Here is a 20,244-nt window from a genome sequence, read left to right as displayed (position 1 = left end):
TACAACCTATCGCTAAGCTTGGGTGACGGCCGCCACACCGTCAAGACTTTCAGCGAAATGTGTCGGGATCTAAATTTATGAACTAAATTTAGAAAGGCCGCTGTCTCAGTTCCTGCAGGCGGTCGGGAAAGTGAGGAAGCAGCATGCTGACCGGTACCGCACCGTCAACGCAGCTGGTCCGCCGGGTTAACGCCAGCGCAATGCTCAAGGCAATGCGCGGCGCGGGAGTCGTTACAGGCACCGAACTGATGGCCTCCACCGAACTGTCGCGCGCCACCGTCATCTCGATCTGCGATGAACTGGTACGGCTGGGATGGCTCCAGGAACTGGAAAACCAACGGGTGGCCGGAGATTACGTGAAGGGCCGCCCGGCCCGCCGCTTCGTCTTCGACGACAGTGCGGCCCACGTCCTGGGCATAGACATCGGTGCCACCAAGATCACCACCATTGCGGCGGACATGGCCGGCACCCCCCTGTCCCAGGTCACCATGCCGTTCCGGACCGACAACGTGCCCGCCGATGAACGGGCCGACGTCCTGGACCGCATCGCTGCAGATGCCATGCACAAGGCCGGCATCACGGCCAACTCCGTCCTCGCCGTATCCGTCGGCGTAGCTGCCCCCGTCAACCGCCAAGGCGAAGTGCCCACGGTCCAGGAATTCTGGCGCTCGTTCGATGTGCGCCGAATAGTTTCCGAACGGCATGGCTGGCATGTGCTCCTCGAAAACGACGCCAACCTTGCGGCCCTCGCCGAACGGTGGCAGGGAACAGCCCAAGGAGTGGACAACCTGGTGGTCATGCTGGCCGGCGACCGCCTGGGCTCGGGCATCCTCGAGTCAGGACGCCTGCTCCACGGCCAACTGGGCGGCTTCGGCGAGCTCGGCTACCTCGACAACGTCGACGGCGTCGGCGACACCTACGGAATTGCCCACTACGCTGCCCTGTGGGGCCGCGAAGCCCTCAAAAACGACGCCGCCTCGGCGCTCGGGGCCCTGTGTGGCGGTGACCCATCAGCCCTGACCGCAGAGATGGTCTTTGCGGCGGCAGCCGACGGCGACCCGGCCGCGCAAAGCGCCCTGGACCGTTTGGCACATCGAATGGCCCGGGTCATCGGCTCGATCAGCACCCTGGTGAATCCCGAACTGTTTGTCATAGCGGGAGGTGTCGCAGCGTCCGCCAACGCCCTGATTCCCGCCATCGAACAGCAGTTGCCGGAGTTCACCTTCACTCCCCCACGACTTGCCAGCTCCACCCTGGGCGATGGCATCGTGTCTCTCGGAGCGGTTCGTCACGCACTGGACTACGTGGAAGCGAATGCCCTTGACCTCTCCCCTGCGTCATTGAACAGAGCCTAGGCTCGCCCAGGACTTAGTCGGGCATCGACATGGTCCGGAGGTCCAATTGCCGCAGCACCCTGTCAGCCACCTCCGGGTCGGTCCCGGGCTCGTTGCGCGCTGAGACCACTTCCTGTCGGGCGGCGTCCAGCGCGATCGTCTGAACGGCGATTGACAGTTCCCGCCCGCGTTTGCGCTTCTCGGCCGTGGTCTCGTTCTGCAACGTGCCATCCAGCAGCTCGGCGTGAAGCCGGCGCATCTTCTCCTTAATCAAGGCCACCTTCTCAGCAGGCAATTCCTTCATGAGGTCGTGTTCCTTCAGCGCCGCAACGGCCGCCGACTGGGCACGCCGTGCCAAGACCCGCGCTGCGTCCTGTTCGTGCGAGCCATCCTCGGTGGCCTTCAGGACCCGCATCAGCCACGGCAACGTCAAACCGGGGAGGACCAAAGTGGCCAGGAGGACGGCGCACGCAATGACCAGGATCTCGTGCCGGGCCGGGAAATCGCTGCCATCGGGCAAAGTCATGGGGAGCGCCAGTGCCAACGCCAGCGTTGCCAGCCCACGCATACCGCACCACGTCAGGATCAGCACCTCCTTGGGGGACGTCGGCAGGAGGTTACGCCGCCGTCGGGCAGTCAGGGAGAGCAGGCCCAGCCAGAGGAAGCGCACCACGAAGACCAGGACGCAGATCACCACGGCCATGCCGATCATCCCGAAAATGGCCGTTCCCTCATCCCGGATGACGTGACGGGTTTCGAGGCCCACCAGGCCGAAGGCCAACCCCGTGGCGAGCAGTTCCACCACGTCCCAGAAAGCCGTCCGGGTGATCCGTTCGGCAGCGTCCTGGGGTCGCGTATGGCGTTGCAGCTCCAAGGCGGTGACGACGACGGCCACCACGCCTGATGCGTGCAGCTCTTCCGCGAGGATGTATGCGGCGAAAGGCACAACAAGGGTGACAGCACTTCTGGCCACCATGGAGGTAACCAGCTTGGTGATGACTTTGGTCACCCAGCCCATCGCGATGCCGATGAGGATGGCCAAGGCCGCGCCCACCACGAACTGAAGTATCACGTTCGGCCCCACGTCACTGCCTGAGACCGTTGCCGCCACGGCGGCCTGGAAGATCACGATTGCCGCGGCATCGTTGAACAGGCCTTCACTTTGGAGGACTGTGATGAGCCGCCGCGGCATATGGACGCGTCCGGCAACGGATTCCACGGCTACAGGGTCCGGGGGTGCCACCATGGCGCCCAGCGCTATGGCCGCCGGTATGCCGATGCCGGGAATCATCAGCCACGCGGCGCCGGCCACCGTGGCAGTGGACACTACCACCAGGGCCACGGCCATGAGCAGCAGTGTCCGCCAGCGCACGCGGAAGACTGCCCAGGAACTCTTCTGCGCCGTGGCGAACAGCAGTGGCGGGAGGAAGATCGGCAGGATCAGGTCCGGCGAGATCTCAAACTCGGGAAAGCCCGGAATGAACGTCAGTGCTACAGCGAGCAGCAGCATCAGCACCGGATAAGGAAGGCGCAGCCGGTCGCCAAGGCCCACAGCCACCACCGTCGCAAGCAGCAACCCGATAATGAGCGCCAACTGATCCATAACCCTGCTTCCCCAGATGTTGTACGGCCCTTCCCGGCATTGCCGAAAAAGTTCCCTACCAACATATCCCGGGCCATCCCCCGGTCAGGAGCTGTCAGTCCTTGGTCAGGGCGTCCACCACGTCTTCGGTGCCGTCCTTGAAGGGGATCGTCCGGTGGGCCGTCCCCGGTAGTTCCAGGACGGCAGCGGCCACCAGCGCCACGTTCGCCCGTGAAGTCCGGGTCCCGTCTGCTGTGTTGCGGGGGTCCGTTTCGATCAACCCTGTGGCCGGCTCATCAGTCAGTGTGCCCGGGCCCAGGACAGTCCAGTCCAGGTCTGTGCTCCGCAGGTAATCGTCGGCGGCAGCCTTGGCCTCCGCGTACGCGAAGAATGGATTGTCCGGTGGCACGCCGTGGTCCTTGGCGGCGCCGAGATACGAGACCATCACGTAACGGGAGACACCGGCTTGCCCTGCAGCATCCATGGAGCGGATCGCGGCGTCCCGGTCCACCGCATAGGTCCTGTCCGGGTTGCCCCCTCCAGCTCCGGCCGACCAGACCACGGCATCGTGGCCGCTGAGCGCTTGGGCGAGTTCCGCCGTCGTCGAGTTCTCCACATCCAGCACCTCAGCAGAGGCTCCCGTTTCCGTGACATCGGACACATGGTCGGGATTTCGGATGAAGGACGTGACATCGTGACCTTCGCCACTGAGGATTTTGGACAGATGCAGGGCCACTTTGCCGTGGCCGCCAATGATTGCGATTCGGCTCATGGACCCATTCTGTCCCAGGAAATGAAAAAAGACCCCGCAGGTGAATTCTGCGGGGTCTTGCTCTGTAGCGGTGGGGAGGCTCGATCTCCCGACCTCACGATTATGAGTCGTGCGCTCTAACCAACTGAGCTACACCGCCACGAATGAGAAAAACCTGTGTCAAGCCGGTCAAAACCGCCCTGACACAGGCCCTCATTCAGAGCCCCCCACCGGAATCGATCCGGTGACCTCGTTCTTACCAAGAACGCGCTCTACCACTGAGCTAGGGGGGCAACGAGTAAATACTCTACCGGACGTTTTCAGAAGCTACAAATCGGCGAAACGACGCGGAAAAACCGCCGCGACACAATTTGCAAAAGTGCCCCGGAGTTGATCTCCGAATGGAGAAGATCAGGGCAAGCGAAGCACCTGGCCGGGGTAGAGAAAATCGGGATTTGGCACGGTGTCCGCGTTGCTTGCAATCAGGGCGCCGAGGTCCACGCCAAACTGGGCCGCAATCCCACTCATGGTGTCCCCGTGCTCCACCACCACCTCGGTGACCCTGCCGGCACCCTGGGAGAGCCCAGCGGAGCCCTCAGGGGCGCCCTCCTGGGCTTCCTGCGGCTGCCTGGCGCTGTCGGTGCCTGCCTCCGGCTGCCTGGCCGCCTGCTCGCCCGCGCACCGTAACCCGGTCTCGTACGAAACAGCCGGCGTACAAGGGCGGGCCCGGCCAACAATCCCGGGACAGTGCTTAAACGCAACAGGGGGCCGGCTCGAAAGCCGACCCCCTGAGGGAACTACTGAGTGGTCACCGCCAAGCGGTGATTACCACCGGGCCGTGTTTACCACTTGCCCTTGCGGTTGAAGTCGCGGTGTCCGCCTTCGCCGCCACTGCGGGGCTTGCGTGCGCCGTCGCCGTGACCACCGAAGCGGGAGCCGCTGGCCTGGCCGCGGTCGCGGTCGCCGAAGCTGCCTGCGGTGCGCTCGGAACGGTCGCTGTAGGAGCGTCCGCCACGGTCAGCGGAGGTACGCTCGCCGTCGTTCTTGCGGAAGTCCTTCTTGAAGCCGCCGTTGCCCTTGAAGTTGCCGCCACCACGGTTTTCGCGGTCGCCGTAGCCACCACGTCCACCGCCGGAGCCGCCACGTTCGCTGTTGGGCCTGCGGCCGTTGTCCAGCTCAAGGTGGATCAGTTCGCCACCAATGCGGGTGCGGGACAGTGCGCGCAGCTGCTCGGGGCTGAGGTCTGCCGGGAGCTCCACCAGGGAGTGGTCCGAGCGGATGTCGATGCCACCGATCTGTGCGGAGGAAATGCCGCCCTCGTTGGCAATGGCGCCCACGATCGACCCCGGCATGACGCGCTGGCGGCGTCCGACGGCGATCCGGTAGGTTGCATTGCCCTCGGTGAGTGCACGGGTCGGGCCGCGGGAACCGAAGCCGTCCTTGGAGCGCTCACGCTTCTGGTACTCAGGAGCTGCAGGCAGTTCCTTGACCAGGAGGGGCTGACCACCCTGGGCCATGACGGCCAGGGCTGCGGCAATCTCCGAGGCCGGCACGTTGTGCTCTTCCTCGTAGGAGGAGATGAGGTCGCGGAATGCTGCAACATCCTCGGACGCCAGGGTCTCGGTGATGCGCTCGGCGAACTTGCCAAGGCGCAGCGTGTTCACTGTCTCGGCGGTGGGCAGGTGCATCTGCTCCACCGGCTGGCGCGTGGCCTTCTCGATGGAACGCAGCAAGTACTTCTCACGCGGCGTCATGAACAGGATCGCGTCACCGGAACGGCCTGCACGGCCCGTGCGTCCAATGCGGTGCACGTAGGACTCGGTGTCGTGCGGGATGTCGTAGTTGATCACGTGGCTGATGCGCTCAACGTCAAGGCCACGGGCCGCGACGTCGGTGGCCACGAGGATGTCGATGCGGCCTTCCTTCAGCGCGTCAACAGTGCGCTCACGCTGCTGCTGCGGAATGTCGCCGTTGATGGCGGCAGCCTGGAACCCGCGGGACTTCAGCTTGTCAGCGAGGTCCTCGGTAGCCATCTTGGTGCGCACGAAGGCAATAACGCCGTCGAACTCTTCAACCTCAAGGATGCGGGTCAGCGCGTCCAGCTTGTGCGGGCCCATGACCTGCAGGTAACGCTGGCGGGTGTTGGCACCGGTGGTGGTCTTGGACTTCACCGAAATCTCAGCCGGGTTGTTCAGGTACTGCTTGGACATGCGGCGGATCTGGCCCGGCATGGTGGCAGAGAACAGGGCAACCTGGCGGTCCTCGGGGGTCTGCTGGAAGATCTGCTCCACGTCATCGGCGAAGCCCATGCGCAGCATCTCGTCAGCTTCGTCCAGCACCAGGTACTGGAGTTCGGACAGGTCCAGGGAACCCTTGGCGATGTGGTCGATCACGCGGCCGGGGGTACCGACAACAACCTGCGCGCCACGGCGAAGGCCGGCAAGCTGCGGGCCGTATGCCGAGCCACCGTATACCGGGAGGACGGTGAAGTCATCGATGTGCTTGGCGTAGGAGGTGAAGGCCTCGGCAACCTGGAGGGCAAGTTCACGCGTCGGAGCCAGGACCAGGGCCTGGGTCTTGCGGGAGGGACCGTTGAGGTCATGGAGTTCTGCCAGACGGGACAGGGCAGGAACAGCGAACGCTGCGGTCTTGCCGGTACCGGTCTGGGCCAGGCCAACGACGTCGCGACCCTCAAGGAGCAGCGGAATGGTGGCGGCCTGGATGGGAGACGGCTTTTCGTAGCCAACATCCTGGAGTGCGGCCAGAACGCGGCCATCGATGCCGAGCTCGGCAAAGCGGATGCCTTCTTCTTCGTCCTCAGCCTTGGGGGCGGGAGCGTCGGTGGAGGCGGGGGCTGCAGTCTCGGCTGCAGCGGTCTCGACGGGGGCAGCGGCAGCAGCCGGTGCTTCGGCTTCGGCGGGAGCGGTGGTCTCGGCTTCTGCGGAGACGGTGTTCTGGGCGTCGAAGTCTTCGTTGAGATTTTCGGTCATAGGGAGAAATTCCTCATCCATAGGGCAGTCGGCGCGACCCGGTTGGGCTGGCCGCAGTACTCGTCGCGAAGAGACAGGGAAAAAGGTGCCCTGCTTTCGCAAGAAGTCCGGCGCTATCGCAATCCCATGGCAGGACTTCCCGCTGCATCTCTTGGCTGCTATCCCAGCAGTCTGTACAGCGTTTTCTTTAGCCGGCTCTCCCTATGAAAATGCCCGCACACAGTTGCGGGCCCCAACACTTACCAGTCCTGCCTCAAGAATTGGGCAGGATAAAGGGATTTCCGGAGTGGGGGATATTTCAAGTGTAGGGCACAGGACGTTAGGTCCGCGACCCGGAGTCCGGTGAGCTTGTTCACATTCTCCCCGCCGGGTAGTGAACGCAGGCCCGACGGGTCCGCAAAGCCGGTCTCAGAGGCCGCTGCGGCGCAGGACCTTTTCGAACTTCGCGTGATATTCGTCCTGCAGCCGGATCTCTCCGTCTGCCTCGGCATCCAAAAGGGCCTGGATGAGCTCCGGGTTGGGTTCACTGAACCACTGGCCCACGGTGACGCCGTGATTCGGAACGAACGTGCGGTGGATGTGGTCCCCCGCCGAGATGGTGCCCGCCCGGATCACCCTGAGGTAGTTGCCAACCCTGCCGGCCTGCGTGAACCTCTTCACCCACTGTGGCTCGTCGACTGCCCGTTGGAAAGTGGCGCAGGGAACGCGGGGCGAGGTCACTTCCAGTTCCACGTCCAGACCGATCCTCCAGCGTTCGCCGATCACCGCGCCCGTGGTTTCGATGCCGGTGACACGCAGGTTCTCGCCGAAGAAACCTGGCGCGAGCTCCCGTCCCAGCTCCCCCGACCAGTAGTCAGCGTCCTCCTGCGAATAGGCGTACAGTGCCTGGTCCTCTCCGCCGTGGTTGGCCCGGTCCGCCTGCACATCACCATGGAGCCCGAGTTTGTGTACCTTGACCGGCCCTTCAACGGGACGCTTGTCAATGGCAGTGACGCCCACATTGCCGGGATCGGGCAGCAACTGGTGGACACGGCAGACGGCCAGCAGGGAAGCGGTGTTCATGGACACCAGTGTACGGATGCCCACACCGAACTAGGGATCGAACCGGTAGCCCATGCCCGCTTCCGTGTGGAGGTGGCGTGGCTCCGCAGGATCCCTCTCCAGTTTCCGCCGGAGCTGGGCGATATACACCCTGAGGTACTGGGTTTCCTTGGCGTACGCCTGGCCCCAAACCTGGGTGAGGATCTGTTGTTGGCTCACCAGTCTCCCTTTGTTCCGGACCAGCAACTCCAGGATGTTCCACTCCGTGGGGGTCAACCGCACGTCCACACCATCCCGGACGATCTTCTTGCCCGCCAGGTCCACTACGAAGTCGGCGGTGGCCAGGGTGGGTTCTTCTTCTCCGGTGACTACCCTGCGGGAGGCAACCCGCAACCGGGCAAGAAGCTCATCCAGGCCAAAGGGCTTGGTCACGTAATCGTCCGCACCGGCGTCGAGCGCTTCCACCTTGTCTTCGGACGCGTGCCGGGCGGAAAGCACGATGATGGGCATGCTGGACCAGCCCCGGATACGGCGGATGACCTCCACACCGTCCATGTCAGGCAGGCCGAGGTCCAGGACCACAATCTTCACCGGTTGCTTCGCGGCGGCGTTCAGAGCATCCGCGCCGTTTCCCACGGTCAGGGCCTGGTAGCCGTGGGCCTGGAGGGTGACCTGCATGGCGCGCGCTATGCGCGCCTCGTCCTCAACGATCAGCACCAGCGTCATAGCTGCTCCCCGGTCCACAGCGGCAGCGTGACCACCAGCGTCAGCCCACCACCCGGCGTCGGCTCCGCCGCGAGGCTTCCACCCATGGCCTCGGTGAATCCTTTGGCGACCGCAAGCCCCAGCCCGATCCCACCGGCCGGGCCCGGTGTGGGCGCATCCCCAAACCGCTGGAACGGTTGGAACATGGTGAGGACCTCCTGCGGGCCTACCCCCTGCCCATGATCGACAATCCGCAACTCGCTGGCCGGCCGCTCCCCCAGGGTGATCCCAGCACCCGCCGTGGCCCTCAGCACCACGTCCGAGTCAGGTGCATACTTCACAGCGTTCTCCACAATGTTCGCCACCACGCGTTCGAGCATGCCGGTATCAGCCTGAACCGGTGGGAGGTTGGGCGGCAGTTCGTTGCGGAGACGGTTCCGGGGAATACCTTGCAGCGCTTCCGGCAGCACGTCGGCCCATGCAGTACCGGTCAGCAACGGATTGACGGCGTCCGCCGTGATGCGCGACATGTCCAGGAGGTTGTCCACCAAGTGGTCCAGCCGGTCCGCATAATCCTCGATGGTCTCCAGCAATTCCCGCTCCACATCCGGCGGAAAATCCACGTCGTCCTGGCGTAGGCTGCTGACCGCCAGCTTGATCCCGGCCAACGGCGTCCGCAGGTCATGCGACACGGCGCGCAGGATAGACGTGCGCATTTTGTTGCCCTCCGACAACCGCACGTTATCGCGCCGGCTCTGCACCAGCTGCTGCCGCTCGCGCACGGCGACAACAAACGCGCCGAAGGCCGCAAGCATCCGCTGATGCTGCGGCGATAACGGCCCGCCGCGCAGCAACAGGGTGTAGTGGGGATCGACGACGGCGGCATGGTCTGCGGCGGCATGGGTCACCGGCGCATTGGAGCCGGCAGTGGCAAGGACACGCCACTCCGGTGCCGCACCCTGCGCCGTGATTCCCTGGCTCCCCAGCAGTGTCACCGCCTCCATGCCCAGATTGCCACGGACCTTCTCTAGGAACGACTCCAGGCTGCCGTCGGAGCTGAGGATCCGCAAGGCCAGCTCGCTAAGCGCCGTGGCCTCCGCCCCCGACCTCGCCGCTTCCTGCGCCCGCCGGGTGGCCAGGCCCACAGCAAGCCCTACCCCACACGCAACGGCAAGGAAGACCACCACGGTGAACAGGGTGCTGGGGTCCGCGATGGAGAGCGAACCCACAGGGTCCGCTGAGAAGTAGTTGAGCAGGAAGCTGCCCAGCACAGCTGCCACCACAGCCGGCCACAAGCCCCCGATCGCGGCCACGGCCACTGCAACCGCCAGTTGCAGGAGCATAATCATCGCAAAGTTACGGAAACCCAGCACCGTGACGAGAAGTTCGACGGCGGGAGGCAGCGATAGTGCCAGGATCAGGCCGCTGATGACCCTGCCCTGGCCGATGCCCCGCACCGACGGAAGCCGCAGCAGTACGCCGTCCTCGCCGTTGCTGTGTGTCTCAGGTGCCGCCATGGCTACATCCTTACATGGTTGCTTGGTGGGCAGTTGTCCCCATGTGGGACTGTCACCGGTGCCAGCGATGCGCACAGGTACTAGGCTTGCTCTGAGCATTCTGGTCCGGCGTGGCGCCGGACACTTCCACGGTCTATCCAGGGGGATACGCATGGGCCCGAAAGACAACCCTGACGCTGCCGGCACCAACGGCAACGGCGGGGACAGCAACCCCGATTTCGCAGCGGGCAACAATCCGCCCAAGCCCCCGCCCTGGCAGGTGCCCAAACCCGAACTCCACCCCGAACTGTTCGCGCCCGTGGAAGAACCGGCCCAGGAACAGCAAGGCAAGACCCGCGCCGCCAGCAAAGGCAAGAAGCGCACCGTACCCGCTGGGGCATCCCCGGGCCAGGCAGGAACTCCTGAGCCCGGCCAGCCCCTGCCCGTCATTGATCCTTTCGCCAAGGAACGCGAACGTGGCGCAGCGGAAGCAGCCAAGAGGAAGAAGCGCTCGCAGCGCCGGACCGTCGTGGTGGGCCTGGGCGTGACTGCCTTGCTGGCTGGAACCATCACCGCGATCGTGGCCAGCAACGAGCAGGAAGCCGACTACGCCCAGGTCTGCTTCAACGAGGAAACCGGCGAGCGCGTCGACGACAACCAGTGCGACAACAGCAGCTCGGCGGGCCGCAGCTCGGGCGTCTACGCCTGGTACTTCTACTCGCGGGGCGCCAGTGTCCCGGCTGTCGGGCAGAACAGGTCGGCCTACCCGAGTTACACCAAGAACGTGCCGTCCGGTGCCAAGTCCTCCACCGGGTACAGCACCAAGGGCGGCACAGTCAGCCGTGGTGGCTTTGGCAGCAGTTCCAAAAGCGGCGGAAGCTCGGGAGGCTAGGGATGCGTCGACTGCCCTCCGTGCCGAGGCCGGACTGGAAGAAGAAGATCGAAGAACAGGGCCTGGTTTTTTCCACCACCACCATGCCCGATGGCCGCAAGATCGAATACTGGAACGAATCGGCCTACTACGAATTCACCATGGACGAGGTGGAAACGCTGGAAAAGACCGCCGAGGACATGCACATCATGTGCTTGGAAGCGGCGAAATACCTCGCTACCGGTGCCATGGGCGACATCGGGATCGGGCCACAGGCGCTGGAGCTTGCCAGTGACTCCCTGCTGGCTGCGGACATGGACATCTATGGCCGCTTCGACTTCATCTATGACGGCAAGGGCGGTCCAGCGAAGATGCTGGAGTACAACGCCGATACCCCCACAGGGTTGATCGAAGCTTCGGTGGCCCAGTGGTTCTGGCTTCAGGACGTCTTCCCGGAAAAGGACCAGTGGAACGGCATCCATGAGGCCCTGATCCGGCAGTGGAAGAAGCTGCAGTTCCGCACCGGCATGAGCACCCTGCACGTGGCCCACTCCGAGGCTGAGGAGTCAGGCGAAGACTGGATGACGGCTGCCTACATGCGGGACGTCGCGAGCCAAGGCGGGTGGACCACCATCGGCATCAACATGTCCGATATCGGCTGGGACCCGAACCTCAACCGCTTCGTGGACCTGGACAACTTCATGATCAGCACCATGTTCAAGCTGTACCCGTGGGAACTCATGATGAAGGAGCCTTTTGGGCAAAGGCTGCTGCAGCGTGCCCACAACCCACGCTGGGTTGAGCCTGCCTGGAAGATGCTGCTGTCCAACAAAGCCCTGCTCGCAGCGTTGTGGCACCTCTACCCCAACCATGAGAACCTGCTGCCCGCGTACCTGGGAGACCCGGGTCCGCTCAAGGAATGGGTGGCCAAGCCGTTGCATGGACGTGAGGGCGACAACATCCGCATCCACGCCCCCGGCATCGACATACAGCAGCCCGGCGGTTACGGCCGTGAAGGCTGGTGCTTCCAGCAGTACCACTCCCTTCCGGACTTCGACGGCAACCACCCAGTCCTGGGCCTGTGGGTAGTGGATGGTGAATCCGTGGGCTGCGGTATCCGCGAATCGGACGGCCCCATTACGGACTACTTCTGCCGCTTCGTGCCCAACACCATCGATGCCCCGGCGCCTGTGGCGCCCCCTGCTACTTCCTACGGAGCTGCCCTATGAGCACTGAAATTACGACGCCGGGTGGCGGCGCGGCGGGCGGCGACCGTTCCGCCGTCGTGCCTTCCAAAGGCCTCCGCGCCGGCATCCTGGACCTGGGCGACTCCGTCATGCTGGGCCTGGCCTCCACCGCGCCCGTGTATTCGCTGGCCGCAACTCTCGGCCTCATTGTGGCTGTCAACGGCAACTACACTCCACTGATCCTGGTCCTCGGCTTCATCCCGGTGCTGTTCATTGCCTATGCCTTCCGGGAACTCAACAGCGCCATGCCCGACTGCGGCACCACGTTCTTTTGGGCCCGCAAGGCCTTTGGCCCGTGGGCTGGATGGCTTGGTGGCTGGGGGGTTGCCCTCGCCGGGATCGTGGTGTTGGCCAACCTGGCCCAAATCGCCGGCAAGTATCTCTGGCTGCTGGTCGGCGACGGTTCCTTGGCGGACAACACCTGGTTGGTGACGGCCACGGGAGTCCTTTTCATTGTGTTCATGACGTACGTAAACCATCGCGGGATCCGGCTTGGCGAGCACGTCCAGCGCACCCTGACGTACATCCAGTACATTTCCTTGGGCATTTTCGCCGTGGCCATCGTTTTCAGGATCACCGGCGGCGCGCCTGAGGGGCAGCCGTTCGACATCGAATGGTTCAACCCCGCCGGGGCCTTCGCGGATCCAGGCGCCGTGGTGCACGGGGCTCTCCTGGCGCTGTTCATTTATTGGGGCTGGGACACGTGCCTGGCGCTCAACGAAGAAACCGAGAACCCGGCGAAGACCCCGGGCCGCGGGGCCGTCATTTCAGCCACCGTCCTCCTGGCCATCTACGTTTCCGTGGCGCTGCTGGTCATGATGTACGCCACGATCGGCACGGACGGCATCGGGCTGGGCAATGAAGCCAACCAGGATGACGTCTTCCTGGCCATGAAGGACGTTGTGCTGGGCCCCTGGGGTTGGTTGATCGTTGTTGCCGTGCTGGCCTCCGTCCTGTCCTCCACCCAGACCACCATCCTTCCGACTGCCCGCGGAACCCTGTCCATGGGTGTCCACGGAGCCCTCCCTCCGCGTTTCGGCAAGATCCACGAGCGTTTCCAGACGCCGGGGTTCTCCACGCAGGTCATGGGCGTGGTGGCCGTTGTCTATTACGTGGCCATGAGCTTCCTCAGCCAGAACCTGCTCTCCGATTCCATCAGCGCCATCAGCCTTTTCATCGCGTTCTACTACGCCTTGACCGGGTTCTCCTGCATCTGGTTCTTCCGTTCCACGCTGCGCGACTCAGCCCGCAACCTGTGGTTCCGTGGCATCCTGCCGTTGCTCGGCGCGCTGTCCCTGACCGCTGCGTTCTTCATCTCGGCCGTGCAGATGTGGGATCCGTCGTACGGCGACACCCAGATATTCGGCATCGGTGGCGCGTTCGTCAGCGGCGTACTGCTCCTGGCCCTCGGCGTGGTGCTGGCCGTTGTGTGCAGGTTCGCGCCGTCCACCCGCGGGTATTTCACGGGCGAACGTGCCGAGGCTGGGATCGTCCGCGGCGAGTAGCCGCCTAGGATGCTGGAATGAGCGATTCAACGACGAACCCGTCCGACATCCTGGCGCTTGATTCCTTGTTGACGGCGGACGAGGTAGCCCTCCGTGACAGGGTGCGGGACTACACAGCGCAGCGGATCAGGCCGAACATCGCCCGCTGGTATGAGGACGCCGTCTTTCCCCGGGAAATTGCCCCTGAACTGGGTGAGCTTGGGGTGCTGGGAATGCACTTGGAGGGGTATGGATGCCCTGGCCGGACCGGGGTCGAATATGGCTTGGCAGCGATGGAACTGGAAGCCGGCGATTCAGGGATCCGCACCTTTGTCTCGGTGCAGGGCTCCCTCGCCATGACTGCCATCCATAAGTGGGGTTCCGAGGAGCAGAAAGAGCGATGGCTTCCACGGATGGCGGCGGGCGAGCTGATCGGCTGTTTCGCCCTGACGGAGCCGACGGCGGGTTCGGACCCGTCGTCCATGACCACGTTTGCCCGACGGACCGCCGACGGTTGGGTCCTGGACGGAGCCAAGCGTTGGATCGGCCTCGCCTCGATCGCCGACGTCATGGTGGTGTGGGCCAACACCGAGGACGGCATCCGCGGTTTCCTGGTCCCGGCGGGAACCCCGGGAGTGACCGCTACGCCGATCGAACCAAAGCTGTCGATGCGCGCCTCGATCCAGTGCGATGTGACGTTCGACGCCGTCGGACTGGGAGCGGACGCGATCCTCCCGGGCGCTGCGGGTTTGCGGGGGCCGTTCACTTGCCTGAACGAGGCACGTTACGGAATCGCGTGGGGCGCGATGGGTGCAGCACGGGATTCCTACGAGGCAGCCCTGGACTACGCGGGCGAACGTTTGCAGTTTGGCCGCCCCTTGGCCGGATACCAAATGACGCAGGAAAAACTGGTCAACATGCTGGTGGAGATCCAGAAGGGCACCCTCCTGGCCCTCCACCTGGGCCGTTTGAAGGACGCCGGTCACCTGCAGCCGCAGCAAATTTCGCTCGGAAAGCTCAACAACGTCCGTGAGGCCATCAAGATCGCCCGGGAGGCACGGACCATCCTGGGCGGGAACGGCGTCACGCTGGACTACTCCCCTTTGCGCCACGCCAACAACCTGGAATCTGTTCGGACCTACGAGGGCACGGACGAGGTCCACACCCTCATCCTGGGGCAGCACATCACCGGGATCGGGGCATTCCGCGGCTGACCGTCCCGAGTTGCGAGGCCCGCTCTACGCTTTCCCCGGCCGGAATACTGTGCAGAGCGGGCCCAACAAACGCCATCAAGCCACCGCGACTGGTACTTTCTTGGCGGCGTCCTTTCGGATGGTGGCGCTGATGACGGCCGCCACGGTGCACATGGCGGCTGCACCGAGCCACGCGTAGTTGTAGTGTCCCGTGGCATCGCGTATGAACCCGGCTGCCAGTGCTGCGGCAGCGGCACCGAGCTGATGGGCGGCGAATACCCAGCCGAACACCACAGAGCCGTCAGCGCCGAACACTGACCGGCAAATCGCTGCTGTGGGAGGCACCGTGGCAACCCAGTCGAGCCCATAGACCACCACGAAGATGATCATGCTCGGCTCCACCGATGAGCCCAGCAGCAACGGTAGAACCAGCAGGCCGATCCCGCGGAATTGGTAGTACACGGCCAGCAGGACCTTGGGGTTGAACCGGTCGGTGAGCCAGCCGGATGCGATAGTCCCCACGATGTCGAAAATTCCGACGACGGCCAACAGGCCCGCCGCTGTGGTTTCCGGCATGCCGTGATCGTGGGCCGAGGGAATGAAGTGTGTGCCGATAAGCCCGTTGGTGGTGGCTCCACAGATAGCGAACCCGGCCGCCAGCGCCCAGAAGGTACGGACTTTACTGGCACGCTTGAGGACCTGCAGGGCACGCACGGCAGCGTTGGCGGAGTCGGACGTTGCCGGCGACGGAACCCCAGCGCCGGCTCCGCCTGACAGCGGCGGCGTGGTACCGGCTTCGGCGGCTTCCGCATTGGGTTCTTCTGCCCCATAAGGCAAAACCCCGACGTCGGCCGGTGAGTTCCGCAACCAGCGCAGCACCAGCGGAACCACTGCGAGGGCACCCGCGGCAATGAGCAGGGAAGCACCCCTCCACCCGGGGTTCTGCGCGAGCGCTGCGATGAATGGCAGGAAGACCAGCTGTCCGGCTGCGCTTCCCGCGGTGAGGATCCCGATGACCAGGCCACGGTTCTTTGCAAACCAGGTGTTGGCAATTGTCGCGGCGAAGACCAATGCCATGGATCCCGTGCCGAGCCCGATCAGCACGCCCCACGTGAGCAGGATTTGCCAGGACTGGTTAACGAAGACCGTCAGTGCCGAGCCCAAACCGATCAGGCACAAGGCAAGCGAGGTGACTTTGCGGATGCCGAACCGTTCCATCAACGCAGCAGCGAAGGGCGCGGTCAACCCGAACAGGACCAGGTTGATGCTGACGGCCAGGGACAGCACCGTGGTTGACCAGCCGAACTCATGCTGAAGGGGGACCATGAGCACGCCTGGTGCCGCCCGGAACCCTGCCGCGCCAACAAGCGCCAGGAAGGCTACCGCGGCAACGATCCAGGCAGGATGCAGGCGTCGTCGTTTGCCCGAGGGAGCGCCTTTTGTTCCGGCGGGGGTTCCTGTGAGGTCGGGAGCGGTCATGCGGGAATCTCCGATGTGGGGACGGGCGCGTGGTTTTCGCGGGGTGCCACGGCGAGGGGAAGGGGATGGTCGCTCCGCTTGTAACTGTGCCAGCTGGTGTTGGCGGCAGTCAGTGCGACGCCGCAATGCGCGCAGGTGTCAGCCGACGATGTCGCTTGCCCACAGTCGGTATGGATGACCCGCATATGGGAGACCTCGTTCGGGGCGTCCAGGTGCTTTTCGGCCCAGATGATGATGGCGTTCAGGACAGGCAGCGCGTCCTCGCCTTTGGGAGTGAGGACGTATTCCTGGCGGGTACGTGCTCCGTCCTGGTACGGGCGTTGGACGAGCAAGCCGGATTCAACCAACCAGGCCAGGCGTTTGCTCAGGACATTGTCTGCCACCTCGAGCCGCCGTTTGATGGCGTCGAAGCGGCCGTTTCCAAAGAAGATTTCGCGGAGGACCAGGCTTCCCCATGGGTCGCCGAGGACATCCAGGCCGCGGGCGAGGCTGCACGTGCGGGCGGACCAGTCAGATCGGAGGGGCATGTGCACCAAAGTAGCTGACTTCTCTAAAGAAAGCCAGAGTCCCGGCACGCCCCGGTGGTTTGCCGCGGTTTCATCATCGGTTCACCTGGAGTGCCTAAGCTGGCGTGGTCAACCCTGACCATGAAAGGCCCCTTGATGTCCTCGCACTCTCCTGATTTGGTGAAACGTTCAACCAACGGCTCAGCCGGACTGTCCCGTCGTGGCTTCCTCGGCACCGCTGCCGCAGCCACGGCACTGGCCGCGACCGGATCCCTGCTGCCTCCCTCCGTCCAGGCGGCGATGGCCAAACCCGTTCCACCAGGAAACCTCCAGTCCATCAAGCATGTGATCGTGCTGATGCAGGAAAACCGTTCCTTCGATCACTACTTTGGTGCCCTTCGCGGCGTCCGCGGCTACGCCGACAAGTCCGTCACCCGTCTGCCCAACGGCAAGTCCGTGTTCGAACAGCCCCGCGCCACGGGGGAGACGGTGTTGCCCTTCTCCCTCCGCAAGGCCGCCGAACTCGCCGGACGGCCAGGCTCGGACATCCAATACCTTGGCGACCTGGACCACTCCTTCGCCGGCACCACCACGGCCTGGAACAACGGCTGGTGTGACAAATGGATTCCCGCCAAAAGCGCCTCCACCATGACGTTCTACGAGCGCCAGGACATCCCGCTGCAGTACGAACTCGCTGACACCTTCACCATCTGCGATGCCTACCACTGCTCCGTCAACGGCTCCACCAACCCGAACCGCACCTACCTTTGGAGCGGCACCACGGGCAACGAACCCGGGAGCAGCAAGAGGGCCGTCACCAACGCAGCCTACGGCTACGACCACGGCGGCTACGACTGGACCACCTACCCCGAGCGGCTGGAGCAGGCCGGTATCCCGTGGCGGATCTACCAGGACTGGGACAACTTCACGGACAACGCCGTGGAGTACTTCCAGACATTCAAGGCAATTGGCAGGAAGATGCTGGCCTCCGTAGACGGCAAGCTGCGCACCACCGAAGAGTTCTACGACAGCCTCGCCGGCAAGGACCCTGCAGAGCAGGATCGTCTCCTCGCCCAATTGGAAGCGGGCCGGAGCACACTGACCGATGCCGAAAGGTCGCTGTTCGACAAAGCCATGTGGAGGGGGCGCCCCAATACCCTCCTTGAACGCCTCAGCACCGACATCGCCAACGGCACTTTGCCACAGGTCAGCTGGCTCGTTCCGTCGGCGGCGGATTCCGAACACCCCGGAGCTTCCACGCCCGTGGGCAGTGCCAACTTCGTGTACCGCCTGCTGGATACCATTGCCAGCGATCCCGCGACATGGGACAGCACGGCCATTTTCCTGAACTTCGATGAGAACGACGGCTACTTCGACCACGTTCCGCCGCCGGTCCAGCCGCGCCCGGCCTCCGGGGAATCCACGGACTGGACCACGGCACGGCCTATCGGCCTGGGCCCGCGCGTCCCCATGACCGTGGTCTCCCCCTGGACGATTGGCGGCGTCGTCAGCTCCGAGGTCTTCGACCACACGTCCGTCCTGAGATTCCTGGAGCTATGGACCGGCGTCGAGGAACCCAACATCTCGCCATGGCGGCGCGAGGTCTGCGGCGACCTCACCGGTGTCTTCAACTTCGATTCCCCGGGCACGCCCCCAACCCTCGACCACCCCGCCCCGGTGCCCGCCAAGATCAGCCGCTGGCACCCGAATCCCCCTGCCGTCCAGGTTGCCCCGATCCAGGAAACGGGCACCCGGCCTGCCCGGCCGCTGCCGTATCGGCCGCGGGTTTCCGCCACGGTCCAGCAAGGGAAGATCAACCTGGCCCTTGCGAACAGCGGGTCGCGCTCCACCCATTTCACCGTCTACGGCTACGCGGGCGAAGTCTCCGAACCCCTGCACGCGGATGTCACGGGCAGCCGGACCGTTGAACTCCCGCTGGCCACGGGAACGTTCGACGTCGTTGTCACCGGGCCCAACCGCTACCAGTACGAACTGAAAGGCACGACGGCGGGTGCCGCCTCCGGCGTCGACGTCGCCGTCACGGGGCGCCGCGGCAAGAAAGCCGTGGAAATCGAAGTGCGCAACGCGGGCAATGCGACCGTGACGGTTTCACTGGAGTCGTTGCAATACGCAGCCGGCAAGGAAACGGTGAAGCTCAAGCCGGGCCAGAGCAGGAAGATCGGCTGGGACACTGCAAACGGCTGGTACGACGTCCAGGTCACCGCCGCGGAGGACGGATCCTTCAGGCGTCGGCTGACCGGCCGTGAGGAAGACGGGCAACAGGGCATCTCGGGCTAGCGAGTTCCCCGTTCCCGCCTCTGTCCGTCACGCCCACCGTAGAAGGGTGGGTGTGACGGACAAGAGCGGGTTCACGCGATCGTTAGCCGATCTTGGCGAAAGCCTGCTCGAGGTCCGCAATCAGGTCCGCTGCTTCCTCGATGCCACAGGACAGGCGCAGGAGGTTCACGGGGACTGCCAGTTCTGTGCCCTTGACCGATGCGTGGGTCATTTCCGAGGGGTAGTTCATAAGCGACTCGATGCCACCCAATGATTCCGCGAGCGTGAACACAGTGGTGTTCTCGGCAACGGTCCGGGCCGCTGCTTCGCCGCCCTTGAACTGGACGGAGACCATGCCACCGAACTTCTTCATCTGCTTCGCGGCGAGATCGTGGCCGGGGTGGTCCGGGAGGCCCGGGTAAAGCACCGCTTCCACCTCGGGACGCTGCAGCAGCCATTCAGCAACGGCCTGGCCGTTCTCGCTGTGGCGATCCATGCGGACGCCCAGTGTCTTCAAGCCACGGGTCGTCAGGAACGCGTCCATGGGACCGGAAACGGCACCCACTGCAAACTGGATAAAGCCGATCTTCTCAGCCAGCTCCGCGTCATTGACCACAAGGGCACCACCCACAACGTCGGAGTGCCCGCCGATGTACTTGGTGGTCGAGTGGACCACGACGTCGGCGCCCAAGGCGAGCGGGGTCTGCAAGTAGGGAGACGCGAAGGTGTTGTCGACCACCAGGAGGGCCCCGGCGTCGTGCGCTACAGCGGCGAGCGCCTCGATGTCGGTGATTTTCATCATCGGGTTCGACGGCGTTTCGACCCAAACAATACGTGTCTTGTTGGCCCTGACTGCCGCGGCAACGGCATCGAGGTCGGACATATCCACGGGAGTGTTCCCAATGCCCCAATCCCCCAGGACACGGTTGATGAGCCGGTAGGTGCCACCGTACGCATCGTTGCCGAGCACGATGTGGTCGCCCGGGCGGGCCAGCGCGCGGATCAGCGAGTCTTCGGCGGCGAGCCCGGAGCCGAAGGAAAACGCGGCCGATCCACCTTCCAGGGCGGCCAGCTGTTCCTGCAGTGCGTCACGTGTTGGGTTGCCACCGCGGCCATACTCGTAGCCGGACCGCAGGTTGCCAATGCCGTCCTGCGCGTAGGTGGTGCTGAAATGCAGCGGCGGAACAACTGCCCCGGTCCGGGGCTCGAAAGCCTGTCCCGCATGAACGGCTCGCGTGTTGAATCCGGCGTTGTTGTTGGCAGTCATGGAAGCACCTCTTTGTTTCTT

Annotated in this window: 17 protein-coding genes and 2 tRNA genes; 7 read left to right on the top strand and 12 right to left on the bottom strand. The window is 64.3% G+C overall.

Features of this window, described 5'->3' with window-relative positions; translation table 11 throughout:
* Window positions 1-143 precede the first annotated feature (143 nt).
* Window positions 144-1,355: an ROK family protein gene (locus tag ACNQOP_RS14485; protein ID WP_284986441.1), complete on the top strand. Its 1,212-nt coding sequence runs from the start codon at window positions 144-146 to the stop codon at window positions 1,353-1,355.
* Window positions 1,356-1,368: 13 nt separating this feature from the next.
* On the opposite strand, the gene ACNQOP_RS14480 is transcribed toward ACNQOP_RS14485, so the two are convergent.
* From ACNQOP_RS14480 to ACNQOP_RS14460, 5 genes are all read right to left on the bottom strand, one after another.
* Window positions 1,369-2,937, bottom strand: coding sequence for a Na+/H+ antiporter (locus tag ACNQOP_RS14480; protein ID WP_416404911.1), 1,569 nt, complete (start codon window positions 2,935-2,937; stop codon window positions 1,369-1,371).
* A gap of 94 nt (window positions 2,938-3,031) precedes the next feature.
* On the bottom strand, window positions 3,032-3,688 hold the full coding sequence (locus tag ACNQOP_RS14475; RefSeq protein WP_257370591.1) for an NAD(P)-binding oxidoreductase: 657 nt from the start codon (window positions 3,686-3,688) through the stop codon (window positions 3,032-3,034).
* Between the two features lie 65 nt (window positions 3,689-3,753).
* Window positions 3,754-3,827 (bottom strand) — tRNA-Met (locus tag ACNQOP_RS14470).
* A 61-nt stretch (window positions 3,828-3,888) separates the two neighbouring features.
* Window positions 3,889-3,960, bottom strand: a tRNA-Thr gene (locus ACNQOP_RS14465).
* Window positions 3,961-4,078: 118 nt separating this feature from the next.
* Window positions 4,079-4,195 carry a LysM peptidoglycan-binding domain-containing protein gene (locus tag ACNQOP_RS14460; RefSeq protein WP_235517179.1) on the bottom strand — a complete coding sequence of 39 codons (117 nt, stop codon included), beginning with the start codon at window positions 4,193-4,195 and terminating at the stop codon, window positions 4,079-4,081.
* Between the two features lie 9 nt (window positions 4,196-4,204).
* Here ACNQOP_RS14460 and ACNQOP_RS14455 point away from each other — a divergent pair, with 9 nt between their 5' ends.
* Window positions 4,205-4,354 carry a hypothetical protein gene (locus ACNQOP_RS14455; protein ID WP_416404910.1) on the top strand — a complete coding sequence of 50 codons (150 nt, stop codon included), beginning with the start codon at window positions 4,205-4,207 and terminating at the stop codon, window positions 4,352-4,354.
* A 155-nt stretch (window positions 4,355-4,509) separates the two neighbouring features.
* Here the strand turns inward: ACNQOP_RS14455 and ACNQOP_RS14450 are convergent, their stop codons facing one another.
* The 4 genes from ACNQOP_RS14450 to ACNQOP_RS14435 form a co-directional block, all read right to left on the bottom strand.
* Window positions 4,510-6,657, bottom strand: coding sequence for a DEAD/DEAH box helicase (locus ACNQOP_RS14450; protein WP_416404909.1), 2,148 nt, complete (start codon window positions 6,655-6,657; stop codon window positions 4,510-4,512).
* 408 nt (window positions 6,658-7,065) lie between these two features.
* Window positions 7,066-7,719, bottom strand: coding sequence for an MOSC domain-containing protein (locus tag ACNQOP_RS14445; protein WP_416404908.1), 654 nt, complete (start codon window positions 7,717-7,719; stop codon window positions 7,066-7,068).
* Window positions 7,720-7,749: 30 nt separating this feature from the next.
* The gene (locus ACNQOP_RS14440; protein ID WP_257370595.1) at window positions 7,750-8,424 is read right to left on the bottom strand and encodes a response regulator; all 675 of its coding nucleotides are present in this window, start codon (window positions 8,422-8,424) and stop codon (window positions 7,750-7,752) included.
* Window positions 8,421-9,920 (bottom strand): ATP-binding protein, encoded by a 1,500-nt coding sequence (locus ACNQOP_RS14435; protein ID WP_416404907.1) that lies wholly within the window; start codon window positions 9,918-9,920, stop codon window positions 8,421-8,423. The genes ACNQOP_RS14440 and ACNQOP_RS14435 overlap by 4 nt, the downstream gene beginning before the upstream one ends.
* Window positions 9,921-10,071: 151 nt before the next feature.
* Between ACNQOP_RS14435 and ACNQOP_RS14430 the strand changes: the two genes are divergently transcribed.
* Genes ACNQOP_RS14430 through ACNQOP_RS14415 form a run of 4 tightly spaced genes read left to right on the top strand, consistent with a single transcriptional unit; the run spans window position 10,072 to window position 14,715 of the window.
* Window positions 10,072-10,791, top strand: a complete 720-nt coding sequence (locus tag ACNQOP_RS14430; protein ID WP_416404906.1) for a Tat pathway signal protein — start codon at window positions 10,072-10,074, stop codon at window positions 10,789-10,791.
* A gap of 2 nt (window positions 10,792-10,793) precedes the next feature.
* Complete coding sequence (locus ACNQOP_RS14425; protein ID WP_284986435.1) at window positions 10,794-11,999, top strand: glutathionylspermidine synthase family protein; 1,206 nt, start codon at window positions 10,794-10,796, stop codon at window positions 11,997-11,999.
* The gene (locus ACNQOP_RS14420; RefSeq protein WP_257370599.1) at window positions 11,996-13,522 is read left to right on the top strand and encodes an APC family permease; all 1,527 of its coding nucleotides are present in this window, start codon (window positions 11,996-11,998) and stop codon (window positions 13,520-13,522) included. The genes ACNQOP_RS14425 and ACNQOP_RS14420 overlap by 4 nt, the downstream gene beginning before the upstream one ends.
* 17 nt (window positions 13,523-13,539) lie before the next feature.
* Entirely contained in the window at window positions 13,540-14,715 is a 1,176-nt protein-coding gene (locus ACNQOP_RS14415) for an acyl-CoA dehydrogenase family protein (RefSeq protein ID WP_284986434.1), read from the top strand.
* 75 nt (window positions 14,716-14,790) lie between these two features.
* On the opposite strand, the gene ACNQOP_RS14410 is transcribed toward ACNQOP_RS14415, so the two are convergent.
* Window positions 14,791-16,173 carry an MFS transporter gene (locus ACNQOP_RS14410; protein WP_416404904.1) on the bottom strand — a complete coding sequence of 461 codons (1,383 nt, stop codon included), beginning with the start codon at window positions 16,171-16,173 and terminating at the stop codon, window positions 14,791-14,793.
* The gene (locus ACNQOP_RS14405; protein WP_416404903.1) at window positions 16,170-16,700 is read right to left on the bottom strand and encodes a winged helix-turn-helix transcriptional regulator; all 531 of its coding nucleotides are present in this window, start codon (window positions 16,698-16,700) and stop codon (window positions 16,170-16,172) included. Before ACNQOP_RS14405 ends, ACNQOP_RS14410 begins: the two co-directional genes overlap by 4 nt.
* A gap of 159 nt (window positions 16,701-16,859) precedes the next feature.
* Between ACNQOP_RS14405 and ACNQOP_RS14400 the strand changes: the two genes are divergently transcribed.
* On the top strand, window positions 16,860-18,977 hold the full coding sequence (locus ACNQOP_RS14400; protein WP_416404902.1) for a phosphocholine-specific phospholipase C: 2,118 nt from the start codon (window positions 16,860-16,862) through the stop codon (window positions 18,975-18,977).
* A gap of 82 nt (window positions 18,978-19,059) precedes the next feature.
* Here the strand turns inward: ACNQOP_RS14400 and ACNQOP_RS14395 are convergent, their stop codons facing one another.
* A complete protein-coding gene (locus ACNQOP_RS14395; protein WP_416404901.1) occupies window positions 19,060-20,223 on the bottom strand; it encodes a cystathionine gamma-synthase in 1,164 nt (387 codons plus the stop codon).
* Window positions 20,224-20,244 lie beyond the last annotated feature (21 nt).

The sequence above is a fragment of the Arthrobacter sp. LFS091 genome (assembly GCF_047977885.1).
Classification (GTDB): domain Bacteria; phylum Actinomycetota; class Actinomycetes; order Actinomycetales; family Micrococcaceae; genus Arthrobacter.
Note: the sequence above shows the minus strand (reverse complement) of the source record. Positions and strands in the feature narration are given on the sequence as shown.

What these genes read in the sequence shown, in the direction of transcription:
- ACNQOP_RS14450 (WP_416404909.1), bottom strand. Translation starts at nt 6,657, where the DNA reads ATGACCGAAAATCTCAACGAAGACTTCGACGCCCAGAACACCGTCTCC.
- ACNQOP_RS14475 (WP_257370591.1), bottom strand. Translation starts at nt 3,688, where the DNA reads ATGAGCCGAATCGCAATCATTGGCGGCCACGGCAAAGTGGCCCTGCAT.
- ACNQOP_RS14410 (WP_416404904.1), bottom strand. Translation starts at nt 16,173, where the DNA reads ATGACCGCTCCCGACCTCACAGGAACCCCCGCCGGAACAAAAGGCGCT.
- ACNQOP_RS14435 (WP_416404907.1), bottom strand. Translation starts at nt 9,920, where the DNA reads ATGGCGGCACCTGAGACACACAGCAACGGCGAGGACGGCGTACTGCTG.
- ACNQOP_RS14430 (WP_416404906.1), top strand. Translation starts at nt 10,072, where the DNA reads ATGGGCCCGAAAGACAACCCTGACGCTGCCGGCACCAACGGCAACGGC.
- ACNQOP_RS14425 (WP_284986435.1), top strand. Translation starts at nt 10,794, where the DNA reads ATGCGTCGACTGCCCTCCGTGCCGAGGCCGGACTGGAAGAAGAAGATC.
- ACNQOP_RS14415 (WP_284986434.1), top strand. Translation starts at nt 13,540, where the DNA reads ATGAGCGATTCAACGACGAACCCGTCCGACATCCTGGCGCTTGATTCC.
- ACNQOP_RS14395 (WP_416404901.1), bottom strand. Translation starts at nt 20,223, where the DNA reads ATGACTGCCAACAACAACGCCGGATTCAACACGCGAGCCGTTCATGCG.
- ACNQOP_RS14405 (WP_416404903.1), bottom strand. Translation starts at nt 16,700, where the DNA reads ATGCCCCTCCGATCTGACTGGTCCGCCCGCACGTGCAGCCTCGCCCGC.
- ACNQOP_RS14420 (WP_257370599.1), top strand. Translation starts at nt 11,996, where the DNA reads ATGAGCACTGAAATTACGACGCCGGGTGGCGGCGCGGCGGGCGGCGAC.
- ACNQOP_RS14480 (WP_416404911.1), bottom strand. Translation starts at nt 2,937, where the DNA reads ATGGATCAGTTGGCGCTCATTATCGGGTTGCTGCTTGCGACGGTGGTG.
- ACNQOP_RS14440 (WP_257370595.1), bottom strand. Translation starts at nt 8,424, where the DNA reads ATGACGCTGGTGCTGATCGTTGAGGACGAGGCGCGCATAGCGCGCGCC.
- ACNQOP_RS14485 (WP_284986441.1), top strand. Translation starts at nt 144, where the DNA reads ATGCTGACCGGTACCGCACCGTCAACGCAGCTGGTCCGCCGGGTTAAC.
- ACNQOP_RS14460 (WP_235517179.1), bottom strand. Translation starts at nt 4,195, where the DNA reads ATGAGTGGGATTGCGGCCCAGTTTGGCGTGGACCTCGGCGCCCTGATT.
- ACNQOP_RS14445 (WP_416404908.1), bottom strand. Translation starts at nt 7,719, where the DNA reads ATGAACACCGCTTCCCTGCTGGCCGTCTGCCGTGTCCACCAGTTGCTG.